Below are 25212 nucleotides of genomic sequence, written 5' to 3' on the forward strand. Positions count from 1 at the left end.
TGATTTTAAAATTTAGAAAGAAAGGTTCACTCCTGCTGTTACTGATTTTGCAATTGGCTGTGCATAGATATTCCCATATGTTTCCGGATCAAAATATCCATCGTATCCATTGCTGAATACAAATAAATTACGACCTTCTAAGCTAAAACGAGCACTTTTAAATCCGATAACTTCAGAATATTTCTTTGGCAATGTATACCCCACACGAATACTACTAATACGTAAATAGCTAATTTCTTTGGCCCAGATGTCTAACAAATTATACGCATTTGCGTTATTCCCTGCAAACCATTTGTTCGCCATCCAACTGTCATTATCTCCCATAATAGGACTTGTAATTCCCGGAAGTGTTGTCCCTGCCTGAAAAATATCTTGTGTATAATTACGTCCGGGATCTAATTCCATTCCTCTATAAGAAGGTGATCTCATCACTGTCTGTTTAAGATTGAATGCAGCTGAAATTGTTAAATCAAAATTGTGAATTTTGAAATTATTGATGATTCCTCCGGTAAATTTAGGATCACGATCACCGATGTATGTAAATAAATTACGTTTTTCTTCACTTGTCAATTTAGAATCAACAAACTCTCCCGGTAAAAAGTCTTCGTATAAATCAAATAATGCAAAGAACTCTTTTGCAGAAACTTTTTCATCCCCTTTCCAAAACATTGGATTTCCATATTCATCAAATCCGGCAGTCTTTAATGCAAAGATTGCATTAACAGGCAATCCTTCTCGCGATGGCACCAAGCTATTCTCGCGCTGTTGTTCTTTTAAGACTTTACTTTTATTATGAGCGAAGTTAATTGTTGTCGACCATTTGAAATTTTGAGTATCAATATTACGGGTTGTAAGCGCAATCTCAAAACCTTTGTTTGTCAATTCACCCCAATTCACCATTGTATATTCAAAACCTGCTTCTAAAGGAGTTTCCCGCATACTAATCATGTCAGTCCCTTTACGGTGATATACATCTACTGCAAGATTAATACGGTTTTTGAAAAGCCCTAAATCTAAACCTAAATTTGTATTTGTTGTTTTTTCCCAACGTAACAAATCATTCGGCAAGTTTATCGCATTGATAATATCTTCATTCCCTCCGGGTAAAATCGTCACATCACTGTATTCACCGATAAAGAAAGGCGACGTATTACGATCAATGTTTCCTTGTAAACCATAAGAAGCACGTAGACGAAGGTTAGAAATAAAATCTACATTTTCCATAAACGCTTCTCTCGAAACCAACCAAGATGCTGAAATCGCCCAAATTGGTAAATATTTGTATTTTTTATTTACACCAAATAAATTTGTCCCATCGTAGCGAACACTTCCAAAAAGCGTATACTTTTTGTCTAATGTATACGAAGCTGTCGCAAACGTAGAAACATACGCATTTTCTTCTGTCGGCATATCTTTATACGTTTCGTAACGTTTGTCTGAAGCAAAATTCGAATTAGGAAAAACGATTGGTGTTCCGGTTTTTGTTATTTTATTGTAACCAAAAGCACGTGTTAATGTTGTTTCATTTTGTGTATGACGAATTTCCGTTCCGGCCATCAAATCAATCTCATGGCGGTTATTGATGGTTGTACTGTACGTTCCCTGAAGTTTCCAATTGTATTGAAAATATTCGTTATCCCAATTTTGTTTTATTCCTCCATCAGGTAAAAAGTACAAATACTGACCAGATTTATAATAACGCGTTCCTTCTTTCATTTTACGCGTAAAATAAGTCTCCTTCTCAGCGAATTTTTCTGTTTTATTGTTATCGTACTGAATCCCTAGCTGCGATGTTAATTTCAAACCTTTTGCCAATTGATAATTAAGATCAATGATCCCTTTTATCGAACGGTTTTTTAATGTATAATTTGTGTTCTCTCTCTCTTCAATAAAATTAAACGGAATCGAGCGATCCTCATATCCATCAATATCTTGGTCATATCGATAAGAACCATCAGCATTAAATGGAGATAAATACGGATTGGCATTTCTAGAATAATTAATCGGATTGATGGCCGCATCGGCATCAGTAACAAAAGATTCTTTGTCACTAGAAGTTGCAAAAATAGAAATCCCTACATCGAATTTATCGTTTAATTTATAATTGTTTTTTAACGTAAGATTGTAACGCTCAAAGCCTGTTCCAATTGTTGTCCCTTGCTCATCATAGTATCCTAAAGAGAAGTAATAATCAGAACGGTCATTTCCTCCGGAAATACTCAAACCATATTGTGTGTTAATTGCATTACGATACAATAATTTACCCCAATCTGTTGTATGATTTCGTAAAGAATTAATTTGATTTTGTGTTGTAAGATCCAAAGAACTAAAACCTCCGTTTCGTAAAGCATCTACTTGACCATTCTTTTTCAAAATTCGCATCACTTCACCTTTATCTGTACGATAGGTTAAATCTGAACGACCTGCAAGCATTAATTCAAGATCAACTTTTTGAGAAGCATTCAGTAAATTCAATCGATCAAAATCCGGACGAGCAGTTACAAATGTATTCGCAGAAAAATTCACTGTCATTGCACCTTTTTTCCCACGTTTTGTTGTAATCGAAATTACACCATTCGCCGCTCTTGCACCATAAATAGCAGTTGCAGCTGCATCTTTAAGAATCGTAATATCTTCGATATCGTTTGGATTTAATCCAGCGATAGAAAAGTTTTGTAATTGATCAATATTATCTTTATCGCTAAAATTTGGCACATCATTTCCTTCTAAAGGTAAACCATCAATTACCCATAATGGATCTTGAGGCCCCGAAAGAGAAGCCGTACCACGAATTCTAATTTTACTTGGAGAACCTGGTGCACCAGTTTCTGTTGCAACAGCTACACCAGCAATTTGTCCACTTAATAATTGATCAACACTTGCTACACCGGCTTGTTGAATATCATCCATTTTCACAGTTGATATTGCTGATGTTAACTTCCGTTTTTCTATTTTTTGATAACCTGTTACAATAACTTCTTTCAAATCATTATTTTCTGGAATAGCCTGACTTGAAGTTAATTTTAAACTTACATGATACGTCGTCAAATCAGTTGAAAGTTCAATCAATTTCGAATCGTAACCTAAATAACTAATTAAAACAGATTTTGTATTTGCCGGAACTTCCAATGAAAAAAAACCATCTTCATCAGTAACAGTACCCACAGTTACACTTTCTATGATTCCTTTCTGATCTGTCTTAGTAGAAATCGATTGTGCTTCAATTTTAACAGACGCACCAGCAATTCCAACCAGTGATTTTTCATCTTGAACCGAACCTGTAATCACTCTCTTTTCTTGAGAAAACGCTATACTTGCCGCAAAAAGAGGCAAAAGAATGAGTGTCTTTTTCATGTCTATATCTTACTTTAAAGCTTCTTTAATACGAATAATTAAATCTGCGTAATGGGCTTTTGTCGCCTCATCTCCGTTATTCTTTTTCTTGTTTAATAAAGCTAACACGCGTTGTAACTCTGCTCTTTTATAGGTTGTCACTTCTGAAACCCTTTTCATCGAAGAATAGTTGATATTACGTGCCATTTTTTCTTCGTCTAAATAATTACAGATAGTTGGTACTTGTAGATTTTGGTTAATTGTAAGTCCTGTTACAGTCGTTTTCTCAAACAATTTATTTGTTGAAACAATCAAAGCATCAACATAATTTTTTTGAGTCATTCGTTCAAGAATCGTTAAACTTGATTTCTTATCGAAAGCTACTTTTCTTACTTGATCAAATAAATTTTCAACTGTATAGATTTTATCGTTGGATTTTAATTCCTGGTGATTTAATTCATTTTCTAGCATGCGCAACAATCGATCATCTGTAAATAAATTATAGATCAATCCATATTGCATTTCTCTTGCCAATGTATATGGCGTTTGCTCATATGGTCCCATTGGTGAATTTTTAATCGCATAAGTTTTATCTAAAATGTCATTAAAAAATAACCATTTAGGCAAATTGATTACATTTTCATTTAAATAATCTACTGCTTTACGCTGCATTTCAGCAGAAACTGGTTGATACGCTTTTTTATCAATACCAAAATAAGTATTGTTTAAATAGATTCCTCCAACATTTGCTAACACATGATTTGAATACAAATCCCATTGCCCTATTGTTTGGTAATATAGTTTTCCGGTATTGATATAACTTTTACCATCTTCATACGTCCATTTTAAAATATTCTCTGAAACACGTTTCAGATTTTTCATTCCGTATTCACTTGCTAAAACTGCATCATCTCCTAGATCTTCTGATTGAGAGCGAGGATCTATTGTATTTAAATAACTTTGTTGTTCTCCGTAGAAATACATTGGATCATCTTCGTGTTTTTCAATCATTTTACGAAGTGATGTTTTTTCTGTTGCTTGATCCGGAAACCAGCGGTATCCCCATTCAATTGCGTATTTATCATAAACACCAATTTTTGGTGTGATAGCTGTTACGCCATCTTCCGGCTGTGCAACATAATTATAACGAGCATAATCCATAATAGAAGGTGCCGTCCCTCCCATTTTAGCTGTAAACTCTTTCGAACGTAAAGATTCTACAGGATAAGAAAAAGAAGCTCCCATATTATGTTTCAATCCAAATGTATGTCCCACTTCGTGTGATGAAACAAATCGGATTGCTTCCCCCATATGTTCGTCACTGAATTTATTACCTCTTGCTTTTGGATCAATCGGCCCAGTCTGAATACGCATCCAATCATGTAAGGACGTCATTACATTATGCCACCAAATAATATCAGCTTCCAAGATTTCTCCACTACGAGGATCCACAACAGAAGGCCCCATCGCATTTGATTTTGGAGATGCCGCATACGTAATGACAGAGTAGCGAACATCGTCAATATCAAAATCTTTATCGCTTTCAGTTGGTTCTTTTGCAATAATTGCATTTTTGAAACCAGCCTGTTCAAAAGCTATTTGCCAATCGTGCACTCCGGCAATAATCTTCTGTCTCCATTGTTTTGGAGTCGATGGATCGATGTAATAAATGATTGGCTTCTTAGGTTCTACTAATTCACCTCTCAAATATTTTTCTTTGTCCTCTTCTTTTGGTTCTAAACGCCATTTCGTAATAAAGCGTTGATCCTCCATTTTATGTTGAGCATCATTAAAAAACCAATGTTTTTCTGTGAAATATCCTACTCGGTTATCTGCAAAACGAGGTTGCATAGGTGTTTTTGATAACAAAACAATGTTACTTGTAACACCTAAGGTAACGGCTAAATCTACCCCTCCTTCATTTACACTTGTTGTCAATTGAGACTTCACGACAATGTTTTCCGGGAAAGTTTTTACGTTTTCTACATACGATAGATTTGCCTTTACCGACCCTCCTAAACCTACATTTGTTAATACGTCATTAAAACTTTTTTGATTTCCATCAAAAATCTTATTCACTTTAATAGCTACTGCTGTAGAATCGCTATTTTGAGCTTCTATATCAAAAACTTCTATAATTGACTCTGAAAAATTATCTTTTACAGAAGCTGTGATTGCATCATCTTTAGGTGAAGAAACTTGTGGAACGACTGTTTTCACCCACACTTTCTTCGCTACTTTATCATGATAGAAAGAAATTACTTTATTTTCATAATTCATTCCTTTGTTCAAGCCTGCTTCATTGACTTGCATTGGAACTTGTGATAATTTATTGACAACTAAAAATTGACGTCCAAATAAACTATCAGGAATTTCGAAGTAGATATCTGTTTTAACTTGAATCGTATTGAATAAACCTTTTTTATACGTTCCTTTCTTTACTAATTCATCGATTTTTTTAACTTTCGTTACTATCGAATCTTTTTTCTCCGTTTTCTCCTTTTCAGTTTTTTTATCTTCTTTTTTTTGTCCATAAACAACTGCCGAAGACATTGCTAAACCTAAGTATAGTGCTAATTTATAATTCTTTCTTTCCTTATTCTGGCTCATTCAAACGTTAAATTATCATTAATTATGGCATAAACTTAATAGCAGTTTTGGGATAATAATAGTTTTTGGGAGTGAATGGTTTGTTTTTGGGAGTGAGTGGTTAATTTGGATTGATATAGGGCAAATAGCAAATGAATTCGCCGCCTTCTACTATTGTTTTGAAATTATTTATTCGATAAAAATTATATATTTTTTGCAAATATTTCAATCCAAATTTTTCATTTTCTAAAACGATTTCTTTTTTTTGAAATGTATTTTTAACAATAATCAAATTTGATTTGACTAAAATTTCAATCGTTAACGGCTGATCAATTGTCGCGATATTATGTTTAATTGCATTTTCCACTACAATCTGTAATGCCAAATACGGAATATTTTTCTCCAGGCTTTTAGAATCTTCAATTTTCAAGTTAAAAATTAATTCTTCCGAAAACCTGCTTTTTTGCAAATCCATATACTGTTCTATAAAAGCCAACTCTTGTTTTATGACAACAACATTCTCTTTTGGAGGAACAATCAAATAACGGTAAATTTTAGAAAGGTTCATCGTGAATTTTTGAGCATTTTCCTGATTCAGTCCAATTAACATATACAATGAATTAAGGGAATTGAATAAAAAATGTGGATTAATTTGATTTTTTAACTGTTGTAACTGTGTAAGTGTATTTGCATTTTTAATTTTTTCATTCTCAATCAGCAATCTATTCTTTTCTTCAATAATTGCGGCCTTTTCTTGATAGGTTTTAGACGTTATTTTATTGAATAACAAAAAGATAACAATAATCAAAAAAACTGTCCCCAGAAAAATAAATCCCACATAAAATTTTGTACGTTCTACTTTTTCATCTATCATATAGCTAAGATGATTCACGACAATATAACCCTCAAAATTTTTTGTATTCAATGGTTTTATAAACCGTTTAATTTCGGTATTCTTTATAAATTCTGACGAAGCATCATTCAATGTATAACGATCCTGCGGAAAATTAGATTTGATTGTACTTGTTATTGTGTCATTTGCTTTGATGTCAGTAAAATCAAAAATATTTTTCCCAATAAATTTTTCATTTGGATGTGTAATACAAATCCCTGCTTTATTAAAAACATATACATAATTGGTAGAAGTAACATCAACAGTTGTAAAAAAGTTATATAAATCGTACAAATTAATTGTCGAACCATAATACATTGTTTTTCCTTTAGATAAGTTGATAGAATCATAATTCACCCAATACAATGAATCCTTATAATTCATCAAAAAATTATTAATCTCTTGGTCTTTCGTTCTATAAACAGCTTTATATTGTTTGAAATTTGGTTGATTAACGATCTTCGCAAGAGTCTCGGTATCTGTTAGTTTATCTTTTCCTGATTGAAGAATAGCAAACCAATCGTTGCGAATTAATTTACGATTCGAGTTTAATTCATTTAAAACAATAAAATGATCAACATAATTTTTTTCATTACTTTTTTGAACTACTTTTTTAAGTACTTCTTGGTATTCTTCTATATTTTTAAATTCAAATTCTATTGCTTCATATTTTCTTAGAAATCCTTTTACAACAAAATCATCATTACTTTTCTGGCTTTCATTGTTGATTAAAAAACTCAATACAACAAGTGCTATCACAGCAATAATACTAACAATTAGTGCGATAACATAAATTGATTTGTTGGATAAACTTACAAGAAAGCGAGTGGACAAAATATTTTTTTCCAAAATTAAGTCAAGTAACTTAATCAAAAAAATAAGAAAACATATATCATAAATAGATTATGCTCAACCTGTTGACACAACGTCGCTAAATATTCAAAACTTATTACCTGATATGAATGAAAATCCATTGATTCGAATAATTACTCGAAAAGTAATAAAGAAAAATTGTATAGAGAATACAGTTTTATACTGATTAAAAAATCATAACAAGTAGATATCTCAAAATCATTTTATAAATCCTTCGAAATTTCTTTCCTCGTAAATAAGTGTGAAACGACTTCTAATTTATCTTTCTCAAATAAACTTAATCCGTCAATAAAAAAGGGTGTAAAATGAAAACTGTGCTGATCTATAATTCCGAATTCTCTTCTAATGGGTTCATACGCTACAAAACCTGTGCGTATAAATGGTTTTGTTGAGACTTTATACAACACAATATCATTGGTAAACAATCTTCGGTTTCGTTTATCTAATATTTCAATTCCAATATCTATGGTATCAAATTCTAAAGGAGTTGTATGCCAGGAAAATTCGTTGTAACCTTTAAAGTAAGTTACATTCTCCATTTCTTTTGCAAAACCTTCAATTTTATTTTGATTACGTAATCGATAATATCCTATCGTTTCCATCAGGCAAATGTGCAATAAAAAATTTTAAAATAGAAACGAACAATATTAAAATAGATGATTAAATTTATCGTCTGAAAATGACAGATAAAATGTACAAAGTATATCCACAAAAAAGATATAATGAAACGTTAGCTTTACTAAAACAATTTGCGAAGCCTACAGATAAAATTCTCGATTTGGGAATAAAAAATCCTTTTACAGATGTAATGTTGGAAAATGGTTTTGATGTAAAAAATACGAATGGTGATGATTTAGATTACTATTATAAGGATTTACAAAATTATGATGCTAACTTTGTCACAGCTTTAGAAATTTTAGAACATTTGGTCAATCCGATGGAAGTGTTAAGAAATTTACCGGGAGATAAATTATTAGCAACTATCCCGATGCGCCTCTGGTTTTCACCAGCCTATCGCAACCAAAATGATCCTAGAGATGTACATTATCACGAATTCGAGGATTGGCAGTTTGATATGCTAATGGAAAAAGCAGGATGGGAAGTGAAACATCGTCATCAATGGACTCACCCATCAAACAAATTGGGTATAAGACCCTTATTAAGAAGAATTACACCAAGATATTATGCTATCTACGCAGAGCGAAAAAAAGACTTTTCTTACTAAATATTCAATTGTTATACCTGCTCATAACGAAGAAGATTTTATTGCAATAACATTAAATTCTGTCGTGAATCAAACTGTTTTACCACACGAAGTAATTGTTGTAAATGATCACTCGACAGATAAAACGCAACAAATTGTAGAAGAATTTACAGCTGAATATCCCTTTATTAAATTGAGAAATATACTTTCTAAAAGCGAACATCAACCGGGAAGTAAGGTTATTCAAGCTTTTTTGAAAGGCTATGAAATAATTGATCCCACTTATGAAGTTCTTGTAAAGTTGGATGCAGACTTAGACCTTCCTTCTGATTATTTTGAAACAATTTTACATCATTTTAATCAAGATGAAGAAATTGCAATGGTCGGAGGTTTTGCGTATATTGAAAAAGATAAACAATGGCGATTAGAAAATCTGACCGATAAAGATCATATACGAGGTGCTTTTAAAGCTTATCGAAAAAGGTGTTATGAAAAAATTGGCGGGCTTCGTCCGCATATGGGTTGGGATACTGTTGACGAACTTTTGTGCAAATATTATGGTTGGAAAGTTATAACAGACGAATCTTTGCACATCAAACATTTAAAACCCACTGGTGCAAGCTACAACAAATCTGCTCTTTATAAACAAGGTGCAGCTTATTATGCATTAGGTTACGGTTTTTTGATTACATTAATTGCTGGCACAAAATTAGCTCTACGTAAAAAGAAACCTTCTTACATTTTATATTATTTGAAAGGTTTTTTTGAAGCGCAAAAAAATGGCACAAAAAAAATGGTCAACCGAGATCAAGAGAAATTTATACGAAATTATCGATGGTCGAAAATGAAACAAAAAATAAAAGGTTAAATTTAAAATGCATAACTGGTTAACATATATTCTTATCTTTTTTCCTCTTTTCAGTTTCGCGCAAAGCAAGCTGATTACAGGTTCTGTGGTTGTAGACGAAGGAAATGAATATTTTTCTACCGTTTCGGGAGCTCGTGTCGAGAACTTGAAATCTGAAAGTAAAACCTACACTAGTTCTTCCGGGTATTATTCTATCCAAGCAAATGTTGGAGATACGATTTTGTTCGAAGCTGACTTTCTTATTCCTCGAAAAATAGTGATTAATCAGAACATTTACAACAAAGGTTTTTTACAAGCCCATTTGGATATCGAAACAATTGAATTGAGTGGTGCTACAATTGGAAAAGGACCATTGCAACCAAAATATCACCGTGACAACAAGACCGATTTATATGATAAAATGGGGCTTGATCAACGCTTGCGTGATTTAGAGCCCAAAAGAGACATTGCAAAGTTTAAACCTCTGGATGTTCTAAATCCGGTACGGTTGATTGGTCATATGAATGGATTCTATCGTGAACAACGTCGAGTGCGTAATTATGAAACAAAATTTTCTCTAATTCAGGAAGTCAAACATTACTATCCAACCGAATTTTATACAAAAGAGTTAGAAATTCCGGAATATAAAATAGAAGAATTCCTATATTATGTGAATGCTCGTTATCCGCTTCAAGAAAAAGTTTTAAGCAGACAATTCGGAACAATTATGGTTGATTTAGAGACCTATGCAAAAGATTATTTAAAAGAATTAAATCAAAATAAAAATCAATAATTCTTAACAGCGTTTTAAAATTTAGCCAATAAACGTTAACAAAACAACTTATAATTTTTTAAGACTTATATTCGTGCAATAATTAAAAGTAATAATAAACAATTGAAATCACTATTTACCATTCTAATTTTGTTGTTTTCATCGTTCATTTTTGCACAAGAAAAATGGGTACAGGGAAATATTATTATTGATGATTCTGATGATACAGCAGAAGGCGTTTATGTAACCAATTTGAGAACAAATCATACAACAATTTCCAATTTTACAGGTACTTTTTTAATTCAAGCAAAAGTAAATGATACATTGAAAATTCAATCAGACTGGTACGAAAACAGGTTAATTATCTTACGACCAAATTTGTTTAATAAGCAAACAATTGTGGTTCACTTAGCCGTACAAACTATCCAGCTAAACACCGCTTTCATTGGTCAAAAATTGACTGGTATTTTGGAGAAGGATGTCAAAAACGGTAAAAAAACGGATGTTATAACAAAGTTGTATAAAAGCCTTGGTGTAAATCCTGATATTAAACCTATAAAAGATACGTCTTCTTTAAAAGCGGGTTTATTTAGTGGTGACATTACTTTAACACGTCTGGATGTTGGCCGCTTGTATGATGTTTTTTCCGGTAAAGCAAAACAACGAAAAGCATTACTTGATTATGAAGATAAATACGATAAAATAACCAAAATTAAGAATTATTTCGGAGAAGACTATTTTACGAAAGATTTGAATATCCCAAAGTTTAAAATTAGAGATTTTATTGAGAATGCATTAACAAATACAGGTTCTACAATCGAATTGAATGATGTGAATTACTTTAAATTATTACAACTTTTTAATTCTTACAGTAAAATATATCTGGATTTTCTATACGGGGTAATTCCCAATAATACAAAAGTTCAGCAACATAAAGATACCATTGACAACTAGATGGAAAAGAGCTTGATTTTCAAGCTCTTTTTTAATGTTTAAAATTAGCTTTACCAGATCTTTCGTCAGTTCTGTAACAGAATAATAACATCAAATCTCGTAAAACAATTTGATAAGACCAATTTTTAATTTCGAAATTCATCGGTTATCATGTACCTTTGCTACGATTTTTAAAAATTAAAATGTCTAACTATTTCCAATATTTTAAACACTCTATTGCAGCGTATAAACTTCCATTAAAGTTTGATTATCCTTTTTATTATGAGCCAAGTCCTATTGCTAAATTGGCTTGTCAAGAAGTGCAGGAATATTTAGAAAATCAAACAGATTTCGACCATAATTTTGGCTTAAAAGATGATTATTCCACCACACCTATTGGTAAAATGTTCGGTGTGCTTGTTGTTCGGAATAAAATGGGAGAGATCGGCTATTTAGCAGCTGTTTCAGGGAAGTTAGCTAATACAAATCAACACAAAGTTTTTGTTCCTCCTGTTTTTGATATGCTAAATAAAAACGGTTTTTTCTTAGAACAAGAAGAACGCTTGAATGAAATCAATAGAATACTGAAAAAGATAGAAACTGATCAAAATTATATACAACTTAAAGCAAATTTTCACCAATTTGAAATTGATTCGAAACTAAAAATTGAACAAAGCAAACAGATTCTCAAAGTAAATAAGAAGGATCGTAAAACACAACGAGAAACAATTTTACATACTTTATCGCAACAAGATGCACCATCCTTTGAGGAAGATTTGATCAAACAAAGTTTGCGCGATAAGTATGAATTTAGAAAACTCAACGAAGAAATTGAGGCAGAAAGAAAACAATTCTTATCCAAAATAAATAATTTTGAAGATGAGATAAACGCTTTGAAAGAAGAACGGAAAATAAAATCTAATTCTCTTCAAAATCAATTATTTGACCAGTACCAATTCATTAATAAGTTTAAGCAAAAAAAGGGATTGTTAGCCATTTTTGAAAAAACAGCTTTTCAACAACCGCCTGCTGCTGCAGGAGAATGTGCAGCACCCAAACTACTTCAACACGCTTTCCTGAATGAACTTGAACCAATTTGTATGGCTGAATTTTGGTGGGGAGACTCTCCGAAATCGGAAGTAAGAAAACATCAACATTATTATCCTGCCTGTACCGGAAAATGCGAACCTATTTTGGGACACATGTTAGAAGGTATTGAACTAAATGAAAATCTTCTTTTAAAACAAAATTCCAATGTCGAAAAATTAGAAATTCTATACCAGGATGTAGACCTCGTTGTCATCAATAAGCCGGAAGAATTTCTTTCTGTTCCGGGAATTGAGATCAAGGATTCTGTTTATTTGAGAATAAAACAACAATTTCCAATGGCTACAGGTCCGGTTATTGTCCATCGTTTGGATATGTCCACTTCAGGCATCTTAGTTTTAGCTTTGAATAAAGATAGTCATAAAATCCTTCAACAACAATTCATTAAACGAAAAGTAAAAAAACGATACATTGCACTTTTAGATGGGAATGTGAAAGATAACGAAGGAATTATAGATTTACCTTTACGAGTGGATTTGGAAGACCGTCCAAGACAAATGGTTTGCTACGAATATGGTAAAACTGCTCAAACAAAATATGAAGTCATCAAACGAAAAGATGAGAAAACACTTATCTACTTTTATCCAATAACAGGTCGTACACATCAATTAAGAGTGCATGCATCACATCGCTTAGGACTTAATACTCCAATAATTGGTGATGATTTATACGGAACAAAATCCCATCGTTTGCACTTACATGCAGAATCATTGGAATTTACACATCCCAGAACAAAAGAAATTATAAAATTTCAGGCAGATCCAAATTTTAATCTATAATTTTGCGGGAGAATATACAGAATGGAAAATAAAGAATTGACAATACGAGATGTAATTTACCGTGACATGGATACATTGATTATGGCAAAATTACGCAATGGATCTAATATTTCTATGAATGATTTGATTGATATTTCTTCATACTTAGCAGCAAGTTTATTTCGTGAACGTTGGAAACAAAAAGGGGAACTGAATGAAGAGGAAGTAAATATCGTATTGGGTAATATTGGTGATTTTTGTAATGACCATTTTGGAGAATATTTTAAACAAGAGGATTTTGATAAAATTGTAAAAATTTCTCAATTATTACTTCAGAAACCAACTTTTGATAGCGACTCTCAAGAATTTTTTGAAACCATATTGAAAGCTGAATAATTTCAATAAAGAGAAATGCATTAATAAATATTATAAAAAAACCTCAACAATGTTGAGGTTTTTTTATGTTAAAATATAATTATTTCGTCTTATATTTTGTGATTCCATCTTGTAACCATTTCAAATAAACTTCTACATCAAGTTCAGCTTCCAATGGTTTTGAAAAACGATTTAAATCTTTGTCAACCAAAATATAATACGGTTGTGCATTGGCATTAAAATGTTCAATCTCGAATGCTGTCCACTTATTGCCAACTGTTTTTAAATTACGATCTAAAGCTTTCGAAAATACTTTTTGATCTTCTGGCAATTCTTTTGCTTCATCTACATACAATGAAACTAAAACAACATCTTCAGCCAAAACTTTCTTTACACGTTCATCACTCCATACACGTTCTTCAACTTTACGGCAATTTGCACAGGCATGTCCCGTAAAATCTAACAACATTGGTTTTCCAACTTTCGTTGCATAAACCACAGCTTGATCAAAATCTTTGAATGCCGGAATTCCATGAGGCCCGGCAACCATATTTGGATCATCAAACTTTGCCGCAGCCTGCCCTCCTCCTACACCTTCGTGGAAACCACGTGGCGCTTCAGAATAAGTCATTGGAGGTGTTAAGCCACTTAATAGTTTTAATGGTCCGCCCCATAAACCTGGAATCATATAAACTGCAAATGTTATTGAAACTAATGCAAATAACATTCTCGGAACACCAATTGTTTGCACTGGAGAATCTAGTTCCAGTCTAAATTTGCCTAAAAGGTACAATCCCAAGAAGAAGAAAATTGCAATCCAAAATGCTAAGAAAATTTCTCTTGGTAACCAATTCATTTGCCAAACTAAATCAGCATTCGATAAGAATTTCAAGGCAAATGCCAATTCAATAAATCCTAAAGAAACTTTAATTGTATTTAACCATCCTCCAGATTTTGGCATCGAATTTAACCAACCCGGGAACATTGCAAACAATGTAAATGGAATGGCTAATGCCAATGAAAAACCAAACATTCCTACAATTAAAGAATAATAGTTACCTCCTTGTGTTGCTTGTACTAGTAACGAACCAATAATTGGTCCTGTACAAGAGAATGAAACTAATGCTAATGTGAATGCCATAAAGAAGATTCCTATTAATCCGCCTTTATCAGCACCTTTATCAGCTGCATTTACCCATTTACTAGGCAAAGTCAATTCGAAAGCTCCGAAGAATGAAATTGCAAATACGATAAAAATAGCAAAGAAAGCTAAATTGACCCACGGATTTGTCGACATTTCATTTAGAACAGATGGTCCAAAAATAACTGTCGCCAATAAACCTAAAGCCACATAAATTACAATAATTGATAAACCGTAAATAAAAGCTTTTCCAACTCCTTCTCCTTTCGATTTACTTTGTTTTGTGAACATACTCACTGTTAATGGAATCATTGGGAAAATACAAGGCATTAATAATGCTGCTAATCCGCCTAAAAATCCTAAAGAAAATATTTTTAATAAACCATTGTCTTTCTTTTCGTTATCTGCTAATAACGAATCATCAACCTTCTTAATTGTATCGTGAGTAGAAGAAACAGACGTACCAATAGTGTCATGCGAAATAGTATCATGAGATATTGTCGTTACTGTAGCAGAATCTACAGCAATTTTGGAGTCTTCTTCTACTTTCTCATCTAATTTTACTTCTTCTTTGTCTGTTACAGTTGGAGTCAATTTTACAGTTCCACTTGTTTCATCCGGAGGCAAACAACGTTCGGCATCACACATCTGAAATTCAATTGTGTACGACACATTTACAGGTTTATCACCCGAAACTTTTACTTTTTGAACAAATTTTACTTGATTTTCGTAATATTTTTCATCTTGTTCAAAAATTTGGCTGTATTTATCGATACGTTTTCCAACTTCTCGGGCACCACCAACTAATTTTGCATTTGAAGCTGGTTTAAATGATGCACTTGCGGGAATTCCAATTCCTCCATCAGGATGTTTCATTGAATAAAGGTGCCAACCTTTATCAATTTTTCCTGTTACCTCGATTTCAAACTCATTTTGTCCAACCTCCTTCACCGAACTCGACCATTTTGCAGGACTAAATAATTGTGCGTTGACTAAAATTGGAAACAAAAAAAGTATCCAAAGTTTCTTTAACATACTGTAATGTTTAAAAAGTTTTTACTTGTTTTTGTTGTTTTGAAACGTTCATCCAAACGATAATTGACGACCCAAATAATCTGATCTTTTTGGTCACAAAGCAACCATACCTTCTCTTTTTCTAATTTAGAAAGTTTTAAATCTTTCATAAACTTACTCATCAACTTTTTTTGACCTTTCATTCCAATTGGAAAAAAATAATCTCCCTCTTTCACTTTTCTAAGTTTAAGCGGAAACAAAATTGACGTAAAGTCTACTATTTCAGTAGCGTTTTCGTGTGGATTTATCGATTTCACGAACTTCAAATTTAACGAATTGATTTCAATTAAATCATTAAAAATCGTTATTTCCTCTTCATTTTCTTCTTCTCTTGTTTGCAACAACAGATTCTCCCGATTTTTAATTAACCGATAAGTTGCTGATTTTATTTCACTTCCCGTTTCAGCATCCAAAAATTTCAAAATTTCTTTACTTGAATAAAATCCGTATTTTTCAAACAAATAATGCAAATAAGTTTCCAGAGGCTGAAGTTTTTTCAGTTGACTAATTTCAATTTGAATGGGATTATCTCCTGAAAACAAATTAGTTCTGATTTCTTCAATTTGTTGTTGTATTATTTGATAATTCCCATGGATATGATTTAAACTCGTCAGAAAGTTTTCATCAAATTGTGGATGAAGCTGTTTTAGAACAGGAGTAATATGATGACGAATCTTATTTCTGGTGTAATCATCCGTTGCATTGGTAGCATCTTCTCGCCAGTTAATTTCATTAGATTGTGCATATGCCAACAAATCATTTTTTGTAAAATTCAAAAGTGGGCGAAAAATTTTCCCGTTATAAATTTGCATTCCTATCAACCCTTTCAAACCTGTTCCACGCGATAAATTAATGAGAAATGTTTCAATATTATCATCCAAATGATGAGCTGTTACCAAAACATCCAACTGATTTTGTTGCTGAATTTCTTCAAACCAATCATAGCGTAAATTCCGGCAAGCCATTTCTACCGAATAGTTTCCTGTTCTTTGATAAACTGCAACATCAAATCGAACCGAGTGAAATGGAATATTATATTTTCCGCAATATTCTCTTACAAACATCTCATCTCCATTTGACTCTTCTCCACGTAATTGAAAATTGCAATGCGCAACCTGAAAATTAGCAGAAGTTTGACGAAATAAATCCAACAAAATCATACTGTCAATTCCTCCGCTTATCGCTAATAAATAACGATGCGTAGCAAATGAATGAAGTGCTAGAAGTTGTTTAAACTCTTGTTGAATAGATTTATTTTTCATGAAATTATAAATGTTCGAAATTAGAAAGAATCCTTGAGAAGAAATTATACTTTTTACCTGTTTCTTTATAAAATTTCCAATAAAAAAGCCCGAATAAATTCAGGCTTTTATTTATTTTAAACTTTCTAATGATTTATTTTCCAGAATTTCCAATGTTGAGTCTCTCAGTTCAACCATCACTTTATTTAAAGTGCAAATCCCTTCGTTTGGACAATCATCACATTTCTCGTAATAATTTTTACTAACACAAGGTAAAAGTGCAATTGGGCCTTCTAATACACGAATTAGAGAAGCTAGGCTGATATCTTTAGGCTCTCTTGCCAAATAATATCCTCCTCCTTTACCCTGTTTAGAATTTACAAAACCTAGTTTTTTTAAATCTAACAAAATTGCCTCCAAGAATTTTTTTGGAATCACCTCTGTATCAGAAATTTGTCCAATTAAAACTGGTTTATTACTTTCTTGTCTGGCTAAATGAGCCATGGCTTTCAATCCGTATTTTGTCTTTTTTGATAACAATTTTATAAGAGTTTAACTACAAAAATAATATTGATTATTGTATAAAACAAATATAATCCTAAAACGTTTGAAGTGGGTTTAAAAATATTTCATCAAATAATCAATTATCTTTTGAGTAGTAGAATTATAAGGATAATTGAGGAACTTAGATGGAGAAAATATACGATTAACGTTCAAAATTGGTTTTAGGTGTGAAAAATCTACAAAACCTGCGTAACCGGTTGAAGCTCCAATTCCTGAATAGTTAACGCCTCCGAAAGGTAAATTCGGGTGTAAAATATGAACCAACGTTTCATTCACAACAACTGAACCTGAGGAAGTCTGCCGTTCTATTTTATTTCTAAAACTTTTGTTTGAAGAAAAAATATAAATCGCTAAAGGTTTCTCTTTTAATCTAATAAATTCAATTACTTCATTTACTTCTTTAAATGTATAAATAGGAAAAACCGGACCGAAAATTTCTTCATTTTCAATGACAGCATCCTTAGAAATATCAGTCAATAAAGTTGGTTTTATATACAATTCATCTTCCCTATATTCATTTCCAAATGGACATTTTGCACCTTTTTCTATGGCATCTTCTATTATAATTTTTAATCGTTTATAGTTTTGAAGGTTAACAATCCGAGCCAAATCCTTAGATTGGGAAGGATCTTTTCCAACTATTTTTTCCAAGTGTTGGATAAAAGCTGTTACAAATTGATCTTTAAATTCTTCTTTGATTAAAATATAATCTGGTGCAATACATGTTTGTCCAAAATTAATCAACTTGCCCCAAATCGCTTTTTCAACTACTTCCTGTATTGGAATTGTTTCATCAATTATCAAAGGAGATTTCCCTCCCAGTTCTAATGTAACAGAAGATAAATTTTTTGCTCCTGCTTCCATCACAATTTTTCCAACTTTTGGTGAGCCTGTAAAATGAATATGGTCAAACTTTTTGGATAATAAATAAGTCGTTTGCTCCACTTCTCCTTCCACAATTGCCACATGATCTCGCTCGAAAACTTCCCCAATAATTTTACTGAGAATTTCAGAAGTAGCCGGAGTAAATTCTGATGGTTTTAAAATCGCTGTATTTCCGGCAGAAATACATGCTACCAGATGCAACAAACACAATTGAAACGGATAATTCCATGGTGAAATAATCAAGCAATTTCCTAAAGATTCCGGCTGAATTTGAGCCTTCGATCCAAAGAAGATCAAATTATTGGAAACTGATTTTGTTTTCGACCAGCGATTTAGTTTTCTTCGAAATAATCTAATCTCCGATAAAACCGGAAAAATTTCAGTGGAATCAGCCTCAACCTTAGATTTTCTTAAATCTAGAAATAATGCTTGTTCAATCTCACTCCGATGCTTCAAAATTGATTTTTCTAATCTTAATAGATATTCTTTACGTTGATGAACAGAGAGATTGCGAATGTTCAATTTATTTTTAAATTGTAAATCATAAATCTCATTTATTGTCGTTTTAAAATCTGACACGGTTTAAATTTTAGAATAGTTAATTTAATCAATTTTATTCAGCTTTTAAGAACTAGAAAATAGCGCATGAAAAATAATTTGACATTAATCGATAAGCTAAATCACATCAAGAATTTATTTATTTTAGGCAAAAGTGATGGAAACTTGAATGAAAAAGAAATCCAGGTTATTTCTGATGTTGCAAAACATCACCAGCTCTCAGCCAAAGATGTGAGTTATATTTTGAATGAAAATACAAAATTTGAATTTTCACTTCCTTCTTCTTTTTCAGATCGTCTCGCACTACTTTACGACACCGTTTTATTGATGGTTGTTGACTTAAAGATTCACCAAAATGAAAAGATTATTTGCATTGATTTAGCAAAAAAATTTGAATTTAATCCTCAAATTATTGATGAATTGACAGAAGATATTTTAAGCTATATTTTAGAAGGAAAAGAATGTGATGAAGTGATGGAATATTTGGTGAAATATGCTCATCCGAAATCAAAATTGAATTAAATAATTATGATTGAAAAAGTTGATAAACTGTGAGAAGAGAAACGACACTAGTGACACCTCCAATTACATAATTAATGTTCTTAAGAATAAAAGAATTTTCTTCTGATTTTGAATTAAAAAATTTAAGGTATAATCCAAAAATAATCATCGAGCCAACCACAACTCCTAAGGCAAAAACAGAACTATTTGGTTGTCCGAAAACAGTAATATTATACGAAACTAAAGTAGCACTGAGAAAAACATAGAATGGAATAGGAAAAATATTAACTGCTGACAACAGTAAACCATAAATAAATTTGTTTTTCTGTTTCACATTACCGTTTTGATTTAATTTCTTCTTTTTCTTTTTTTGATCTTGTTTTTTTGCGAAAAAGAGAAAATAAATTGTAATTATAATAAAAACAGCTAATCCAACTTCTCTAAAAACCTTTGTCACTTCTTCATTAAAATCAATAAATTTTGCCAAAAAAATTGCCAAAAAAACCTGTATGGCAATAGTTACCGCAGTACCAGACATAAAAGAATATGCACTTTTAGTTCCTTCTTGTTTTCCAATTTTTACAACAGTCATATTTAATAATCCAGGAATAGAAGATCCTATAATTGCTGTAAAAATTCCGATAAAAATAAGTTCTAAATACTGCATTAATTCTTTGTAAAAAGGTCTGCAAAGTTAAATAAACTTGCGGTAGAAACCTATTGAAGTAATATTAATCATCCCAATCATTCGTTTTTGAAAGTCCATATCAATGCATTTTCTATTGAAGATTTGAAAATTGTAAAATGATTTTGTGAAACATCATGCATATAATTCCAATTCGTTTTCAGATTATGCATTTGTTTCAATTTTTCATCCAATTGATCTGTAAACTTTGAAATGGAGACAGTTTTAGAGCTTGATATCCATAATTTTTTATTTTGCAAGATAGTATAATCAAAATCTACCAAATAATAATCCAATAGCTCGTGATTATTCCACCAAAGTGAAGGATCAATCGCAATATAGTAATCAAAATAACCCGGAAAGGAATATAACAAATCCATGACCAACAACCCGCCTAAAGATTCTCCTACAATCGCTTTTATACCATTTGTATTGTAGCAATTTTTAATAAAATAAATTAATTCTAGTGCTAAAAATTTTTCAAAATTCTCTGCATTCCCAAATTCTGTAACCCATTTTTTATCTTTTGCTACGTTTGTATTTCTTGTAAAATCAAAATTACGGTTAATGTTTTCAATTCCCACAACAATCAAAGGGTTGATACGATTTGATTTAATCAGCTCATCCACCAATTGAATAACATACATAAATCGCTCATTCATTCCTCCATCTAACAAATACAAAACAGGTAGGTCTGCATCATTATAATTTTCTGGAATCCAAATAAAAATATTTCTTTCTTGATTTAAAAGTTTAGAAAATACTTTCTCGAATTTATAGTTTAATTCCTCTGACATTCAATCGTATTAAAGTTTCCCTTAAATTTAAGGTAAAAATTTATCAAAAAAACCACTTCAAACGAAGTGGTTTTTTTATATAAAGTCTATCTATTTTATTACAATGCTGCTAATTGCTCCTCGATTTGAGTAATTTTTTCTAAAGCATCCGCTTCTTTTTTTCGTTCATTTGCAATAACTTGTTCCGGAGCTCCGGCAACAAATTTTTCGTTCGATAATTTTTTACGAACAGAATTTAAGAAGCCTTGATTGTATTCCAATTCTTTCTGTAATTTTTCGCGTTCAGCTTCCACATCAATATTGTCTGACATGGGTACCATAAACTCTAATGTACCAACGCGGAAAGCAAAACCTTTTTCCGGTTTATCTCCTGTATTAAAATTAGAAACATTTCCTAATTTAGAGAAAACATCCACATAAATTTCATTTGCAGCCTGTCCATCTGCAAACACCTCTAATGCTTCTTTTGGTGACATTCCTTTTTCTGAACGAAGACCACGAATTGCTGTTGTTGCTTCTTTTGTATTTTCGAAGCTTTTAATAATCGTTTCATCAAAAGAGGATACTTCCGGATATTTTGCGATAATTAAAGCCTCCTCTTCTGTTCTATCAGCAATTAAATGCCAAATTTCTTCTGTTAAGAAAGGCATGAATGGATGTAAAACTTTTAAAACATTTTCTAAATAAACAATGGTTGCATCGTATGTTTTACGATCAATTGGTTCACCGAATACTGGTTTTATCGCTTCTAAATACCAAGAACAGAAATCGTCCCAAATCAATTTATAGATGGCCATTAACGAATCTGACAAACGGTATTGATCATAATTGTGTTCAATATCTGCTAATGTTTGTTGAAATTTATTTTCGAACCAATTTACTGCTTTTGCTTGAGCTGTAGACTGTTCCGCATCTTCCTTTATTTCCCAACCTTTAATTAAACGGAAAGCATTCCAAATTTTGTTGGCAAAGTTACGACCTTGTAAACATAGCTCAACATCAAAAGGTAAATCATTTCCCGCAGGAGCGGTTAATAACATTCCCATACGTGTCGCATCAGCACCATATTCATTCATCAATTCGACTGGATCAGGTGAGTTTCCTAAAGATTTAGACATTTTACGGCCTTGTTTATCACGAACAATACCGGTGAAATATACATTTTCAAAAGGCAATTGGTCACGATATTCATACCCGGCCACAATCATACGCGCCACCCAGAAGAAAATAATATCTGGCCCCGTTACCAAATCTTGCGTTGGATAATAATAATTAATTTCTTCATTTTCAGGTTCATTAATTCCATTGAATACTGAAATTGGCCATAACCAAGAAGAAAACCAAGTGTCTAACGCATCTTCATCTTGACGTAAATTTTCAAGAGTTAATGCTGTATTTCCTGTCTTTTCCTGTGCTAAAGGTAAAGCCTCTTCTTTTGTTAATGCAACTACAAAATCTTCGTTACCATCTCCATAGAAAAATGCAGGAATTTGGTGTCCCCACCACAATTGACGAGAAATGTTCCAATCTGTTACATTTTCCATCCAATTACGGTACGTATTTTTAAATTTCGCCGGGTGAAATTTAATCGTATCGTTCATGACATTATCCAATGCAGGCTTTGCTAAATCTGTCATTTTCAAGAACCATTGATTTGAGATTTTTGGTTCAATTACAACTCCCGTTCTTTCAGATGTCCCTACATTATTTTTATAATCTTCTACTTTTTCAAGTAAACCTTTTTCTTCTAATTCTTTCTCAATTTCTTTACGAACTTTAAAACGATCCATTCCTGCATAATGCATTCCGTAATCATTTAATTTTGCTTCATCTGTAAAAATATCGATGAACTCTAAGTCATGTTTTTTCCCTAACTCGTAATCATTCGTATCGTGAGCAGGTGTCACTTTAAGACATCCTGTTCCGAATTCTAAATCGACATATTCATCTTCGATAATATTTACTTCGCGACCAACAATAGGAACTATTACTTTTTGCCCTTTCAACCATTTGTAACGTTCATCGTTAGGATTAATACAAACTGCTGTATCACCAAAAATTGTTTCCGGACGAGTTGTCGCTACAACAATGTACTTATCTGAACCAACAACTTGGTATTTCAAATAGAATAATTTTCCGTTTTTTTCTTTGTAGATAACTTCTTCGTCCGAAATATTTGTTTTTGCTTCCGGATCCCAGTTTACCATACGGTATCCACGGTAAATTAATCCTTTGTTATATAAATCAATAAAAACACGTTGAACAGACTCAGATAAATCGGCATCCATTGTAAACTTTGTACGATCCCAATCACAAGAAGCACCTAATTTTTTCAATTGGTCTAAGATGATTCCACCATGTTTGTGTGTCCAATCCCAAGCATGTTCTAAGAATTTTTCGCGACCGATATCAAATTTAGATACACCTTCTTCTTTCAATTTCGCAACAACTTTGGCTTCAGTTGCAATTGAAGCATGGTCTGTTCCAGGAACCCAACAGGCATTAAATCCTCGCATACGGGCACGACGAATCAATACATCTTGAATTGTATTGTTCAACATATGTCCCATATGTAAGACTCCTGTGACGTTTGGGGGTGGTATTACAATTGTATAAGCTTTTCTCTCATCTGGAGTAGATTTAAAATATTTTTTCTCCATCCAGTATTCATACCATTTCCCTTCAACCTCTTTAGGTGTATATTTTGATGCGATTTCCATTCTTTTTATAACTTAAAAACAAATTTGAGCAAATTTAAACAATCTGCCTTAAATTGCCTAGTTTATTAAAAATTATCTCCAAATTTTGGAATACTATTTGTATTAAAACTTATTACAATTATTATTTTGTAAAAATACTTTTTGTACATTTGATTATAAATTAATTATTACGTCATGAAAAAATTAATGTTTGTAGGTGCTTTTGCGTTAGGCTTTTCAAGTTTATTTGCTCAAACACTTAGTTTAGAAAAAGAAGAAATTCAATTTGGAAATATAAAACTGAATACGGATGTAACTTCTAAAATTAAAGTAACGAATACAGGTGACAAACCTTTAATTTTAAAAAGTGTTGTTGGGTCTTGTGGCTGTACTGCTCCTGAGTATCCTAAAACACCTATTGCTCCAGGAGCATCGGCTGATATTACAATTAAGTATTCAAGTGGTGCAGTTGCAGGAGATTTTAATAAATCGGTAACCATTACATCAAATGACCCGGCTTCTTCAAGAAAAATTTTCAGAGTAAAAGGAAAAGCTCAATAATAGTAAAAGCAAGTTAAATAACTTGCTTTTTTTGTTCTTTCATTAAAAAATAATGGATTTCTTTTCGTCTGTTTTATTAACATAAATTGAACAATCTATTATTTTCCTAGCAACCTTGATGTTACATGACTACTAAATGTTTCAACATACTTATTCTCAATAAATTCTACAGTCATTGTTCCATCAAAATCTTCTATCGTAATTATTTTTATTTTGTCGTTTAATTGGATGTTTTTTGAATTCAGATATTTCAAAAATTCATCAGAAGATCCAGTTACAGCACAAATTTCTACCACATCACCTTCTTGAAATTCAGACAGCTTTTTATAATTAATCATCTCTACATTTCCATATTTATCCGGAATTGGAGAACCATGCGGATCCAATTTTGGATAATTTAGCAGTTCATCCATTTTATCAAAAAAAAGCGGACTTTGAATGTGCTCTATTTGTTCTGCTATTTCATGAACCTGTTCCCAACCAAATCCCATTTTTTCGACCAAAAACATTTCAGTTAAACGATGTTTCCTTACAATCAAAGAGGCTTTTAATATACCTTTCTCAGACAATCGAAGAGGTTTATACGATTCGTAAATAACCAAATCTTTTTCGGCTAATTTCTTCATCATGCTATTTACAGTAGGCATTTTTATTTCCAAATGCTTACTCAAATCTTTCACATTTACTTCTCCTCCTCCATTTCCTGAAAGATGAAACAGTGCTTTGAGGTAATTTTCTTCGACCAATGAATTCATTTAACAAATATAATTGAAACATTTATTTCAAAACAAAAACTATTATTATAATATTTTTGTTAGATTTG

20 protein-coding genes are annotated in these 25212 nt (G+C 32.0%); 8 read left to right on the forward strand and 12 right to left on the reverse strand.

Going from position 1 to position 25212, the window contains the following annotated elements; genetic code table 11:
- Nucleotides 1-12 precede the first annotated feature (12 nt).
- From H277_RS0102845 to H277_RS0102860, 4 genes are all read right to left on the reverse strand, one after another.
- Entirely contained in the window at nt 13-3354 is a 3342-nt protein-coding gene (locus H277_RS0102845) for a SusC/RagA family TonB-linked outer membrane protein (protein WP_019974063.1), read from the reverse strand.
- Nucleotides 3355-3363: 9 nt separating this feature from the next.
- Nucleotides 3364-5886, reverse strand: coding sequence for a zinc-dependent metalloprotease (locus tag H277_RS0102850; RefSeq protein ID WP_244874871.1), 2523 nt, complete (start codon nt 5884-5886; stop codon nt 3364-3366).
- Nucleotides 5887-6043: 157 nt separating this feature from the next.
- Complete coding sequence (locus H277_RS0102855; RefSeq protein ID WP_019974065.1) at nt 6044-7663, reverse strand: histidine kinase; 1620 nt, start codon at nt 7661-7663, stop codon at nt 6044-6046.
- 227 nt (nt 7664-7890) lie between these two features.
- Nucleotides 7891-8289, reverse strand: coding sequence for a hypothetical protein (locus H277_RS0102860; RefSeq protein WP_019974066.1), 399 nt, complete (start codon nt 8287-8289; stop codon nt 7891-7893).
- A 77-nt stretch (nt 8290-8366) separates the two neighbouring features.
- Here H277_RS0102860 and H277_RS0102865 point away from each other — a divergent pair, with 77 nt between their 5' ends.
- The 6 genes from H277_RS0102865 (at nt 8367) to H277_RS0102890 (ending at nt 13704) form a co-directional block, all read left to right on the forward strand.
- On the forward strand, nt 8367-8912 hold the full coding sequence (locus H277_RS0102865; protein WP_019974067.1) for a class I SAM-dependent methyltransferase: 546 nt from the start codon (nt 8367-8369) through the stop codon (nt 8910-8912).
- A complete protein-coding gene (locus tag H277_RS0102870; protein WP_019974068.1) occupies nt 8872-9759 on the forward strand; it encodes a glycosyltransferase family 2 protein in 888 nt (295 codons plus the stop codon). Before H277_RS0102865 ends, H277_RS0102870 begins: the two co-directional genes overlap by 41 nt.
- 7 nt (nt 9760-9766) lie before the next feature.
- Entirely contained in the window at nt 9767-10531 is a 765-nt protein-coding gene (locus H277_RS0102875) for a hypothetical protein (RefSeq protein ID WP_019974069.1), read from the forward strand.
- Nucleotides 10532-10633: 102 nt separating this feature from the next.
- The gene (locus H277_RS0102880; protein WP_146810323.1) at nt 10634-11464 is read left to right on the forward strand and encodes a hypothetical protein; all 831 of its coding nucleotides are present in this window, start codon (nt 10634-10636) and stop codon (nt 11462-11464) included.
- Nucleotides 11465-11646: 182 nt separating this feature from the next.
- Nucleotides 11647-13329 (forward strand): RluA family pseudouridine synthase, encoded by a 1683-nt coding sequence (locus H277_RS0102885; RefSeq protein ID WP_019974071.1) that lies wholly within the window; start codon nt 11647-11649, stop codon nt 13327-13329.
- Nucleotides 13330-13350: 21 nt separating this feature from the next.
- A complete protein-coding gene (locus tag H277_RS0102890; RefSeq protein ID WP_019974072.1) occupies nt 13351-13704 on the forward strand; it encodes a hypothetical protein in 354 nt (117 codons plus the stop codon).
- 79 nt (nt 13705-13783) lie between these two features.
- On the opposite strand, the gene H277_RS0102895 is transcribed toward H277_RS0102890, so the two are convergent.
- From H277_RS0102895 to H277_RS0102910, 4 genes are all read right to left on the reverse strand, one after another.
- Nucleotides 13784-15859 (reverse strand): protein-disulfide reductase DsbD family protein, encoded by a 2076-nt coding sequence (locus H277_RS0102895; protein ID WP_019974073.1) that lies wholly within the window; start codon nt 15857-15859, stop codon nt 13784-13786.
- On the reverse strand, nt 15853-17160 hold the full coding sequence (gene tilS / locus H277_RS0102900) for a tRNA lysidine(34) synthetase TilS (protein ID WP_019974074.1): 1308 nt from the start codon (nt 17158-17160) through the stop codon (nt 15853-15855). The genes H277_RS0102895 and tilS overlap by 7 nt, the downstream gene beginning before the upstream one ends.
- Before the next feature lie 111 nt (nt 17161-17271).
- Nucleotides 17272-17679 carry an RrF2 family transcriptional regulator gene (locus tag H277_RS0102905; RefSeq protein ID WP_019974075.1) on the reverse strand — a complete coding sequence of 136 codons (408 nt, stop codon included), beginning with the start codon at nt 17677-17679 and terminating at the stop codon, nt 17272-17274.
- Nucleotides 17680-17757: 78 nt separating this feature from the next.
- Nucleotides 17758-19167 (reverse strand): aldehyde dehydrogenase family protein, encoded by a 1410-nt coding sequence (locus H277_RS0102910; RefSeq protein WP_019974076.1) that lies wholly within the window; start codon nt 19165-19167, stop codon nt 17758-17760.
- Between the two features lie 66 nt (nt 19168-19233).
- On the opposite strand from H277_RS0102910, the gene H277_RS0102915 reads away from it, so the two are divergent.
- The gene (locus tag H277_RS0102915) at nt 19234-19668 is read left to right on the forward strand and encodes a hypothetical protein (protein ID WP_019974077.1); all 435 of its coding nucleotides are present in this window, start codon (nt 19234-19236) and stop codon (nt 19666-19668) included.
- Between the two features lie 4 nt (nt 19669-19672).
- Here the strand turns inward: H277_RS0102915 and H277_RS0102920 are convergent, their stop codons facing one another.
- The 3 genes from H277_RS0102920 to H277_RS0102930 form a co-directional block, all read right to left on the reverse strand.
- On the reverse strand, nt 19673-20314 hold the full coding sequence (locus H277_RS0102920) for a LysE family transporter (RefSeq protein WP_019974078.1): 642 nt from the start codon (nt 20312-20314) through the stop codon (nt 19673-19675).
- Nucleotides 20315-20391: 77 nt separating this feature from the next.
- The gene (locus H277_RS19590) at nt 20392-21129 is read right to left on the reverse strand and encodes an alpha/beta hydrolase (RefSeq protein WP_019974079.1); all 738 of its coding nucleotides are present in this window, start codon (nt 21127-21129) and stop codon (nt 20392-20394) included.
- A gap of 98 nt (nt 21130-21227) precedes the next feature.
- Complete coding sequence (locus H277_RS0102930; RefSeq protein ID WP_019974080.1) at nt 21228-23849, reverse strand: valine--tRNA ligase; 2622 nt, start codon at nt 23847-23849, stop codon at nt 21228-21230.
- 174 nt (nt 23850-24023) lie between these two features.
- Between H277_RS0102930 and H277_RS0102935 the strand changes: the two genes are divergently transcribed.
- Entirely contained in the window at nt 24024-24389 is a 366-nt protein-coding gene (locus H277_RS0102935) for a DUF1573 domain-containing protein (protein WP_019974081.1), read from the forward strand.
- Between the two features lie 98 nt (nt 24390-24487).
- Here the strand turns inward: H277_RS0102935 and H277_RS0102940 are convergent, their stop codons facing one another.
- The gene (locus H277_RS0102940) at nt 24488-25144 is read right to left on the reverse strand and encodes a metal-dependent transcriptional regulator (protein WP_019974082.1); all 657 of its coding nucleotides are present in this window, start codon (nt 25142-25144) and stop codon (nt 24488-24490) included.
- Between the last annotated feature and the right edge of the window lie 68 nt (nt 25145-25212).

Origin of the sequence: Empedobacter brevis NBRC 14943 = ATCC 43319, assembly GCF_000382425.1 — a bacterium.
GTDB lineage: Bacteria > Bacteroidota > Bacteroidia > Flavobacteriales > Weeksellaceae > Empedobacter > Empedobacter brevis.

Bases quoted from the DNA above. Each gene is read 5' to 3' on its own strand.
- H277_RS0102865 (WP_019974067.1), top strand. From the start codon at position 8,367: ATGACAGATAAAATGTACAAAGTATATCCACAAAAAAGATATAATGAA.
- H277_RS0102920 (WP_019974078.1), bottom strand. From the start codon at position 20,314: ATGCAGTATTTAGAACTTATTTTTATCGGAATTTTTACAGCAATTATA.
- H277_RS0102885 (WP_019974071.1), top strand. From the start codon at position 11,647: ATGTCTAACTATTTCCAATATTTTAAACACTCTATTGCAGCGTATAAA.
- H277_RS19590 (WP_019974079.1), bottom strand. From the start codon at position 21,129: ATGTCAGAGGAATTAAACTATAAATTCGAGAAAGTATTTTCTAAACTT.
- H277_RS0102930 (WP_019974080.1), bottom strand. From the start codon at position 23,849: ATGGAAATCGCATCAAAATATACACCTAAAGAGGTTGAAGGGAAATGG.
- H277_RS0102895 (WP_019974073.1), bottom strand. From the start codon at position 15,859: ATGTTAAAGAAACTTTGGATACTTTTTTTGTTTCCAATTTTAGTCAAC.
- H277_RS0102935 (WP_019974081.1), top strand. From the start codon at position 24,024: ATGAAAAAATTAATGTTTGTAGGTGCTTTTGCGTTAGGCTTTTCAAGT.
- H277_RS0102940 (WP_019974082.1), bottom strand. From the start codon at position 25,144: ATGAATTCATTGGTCGAAGAAAATTACCTCAAAGCACTGTTTCATCTT.
- H277_RS0102875 (WP_019974069.1), top strand. From the start codon at position 9,767: ATGCATAACTGGTTAACATATATTCTTATCTTTTTTCCTCTTTTCAGT.
- H277_RS0102870 (WP_019974068.1), top strand. From the start codon at position 8,872: ATGCTATCTACGCAGAGCGAAAAAAAGACTTTTCTTACTAAATATTCA.
- H277_RS0102890 (WP_019974072.1), top strand. From the start codon at position 13,351: ATGGAAAATAAAGAATTGACAATACGAGATGTAATTTACCGTGACATG.
- H277_RS0102860 (WP_019974066.1), bottom strand. From the start codon at position 8,289: ATGGAAACGATAGGATATTATCGATTACGTAATCAAAATAAAATTGAA.
- tilS (WP_019974074.1), bottom strand. From the start codon at position 17,160: ATGAAAAATAAATCTATTCAACAAGAGTTTAAACAACTTCTAGCACTT.
- H277_RS0102850 (WP_244874871.1), bottom strand. From the start codon at position 5,886: ATGTCTTCGGCAGTTGTTTATGGACAAAAAAAAGAAGATAAAAAAACT.
- H277_RS0102845 (WP_019974063.1), bottom strand. From the start codon at position 3,354: ATGAAAAAGACACTCATTCTTTTGCCTCTTTTTGCGGCAAGTATAGCG.
- H277_RS0102915 (WP_019974077.1), top strand. From the start codon at position 19,234: ATGAAAAATAATTTGACATTAATCGATAAGCTAAATCACATCAAGAAT.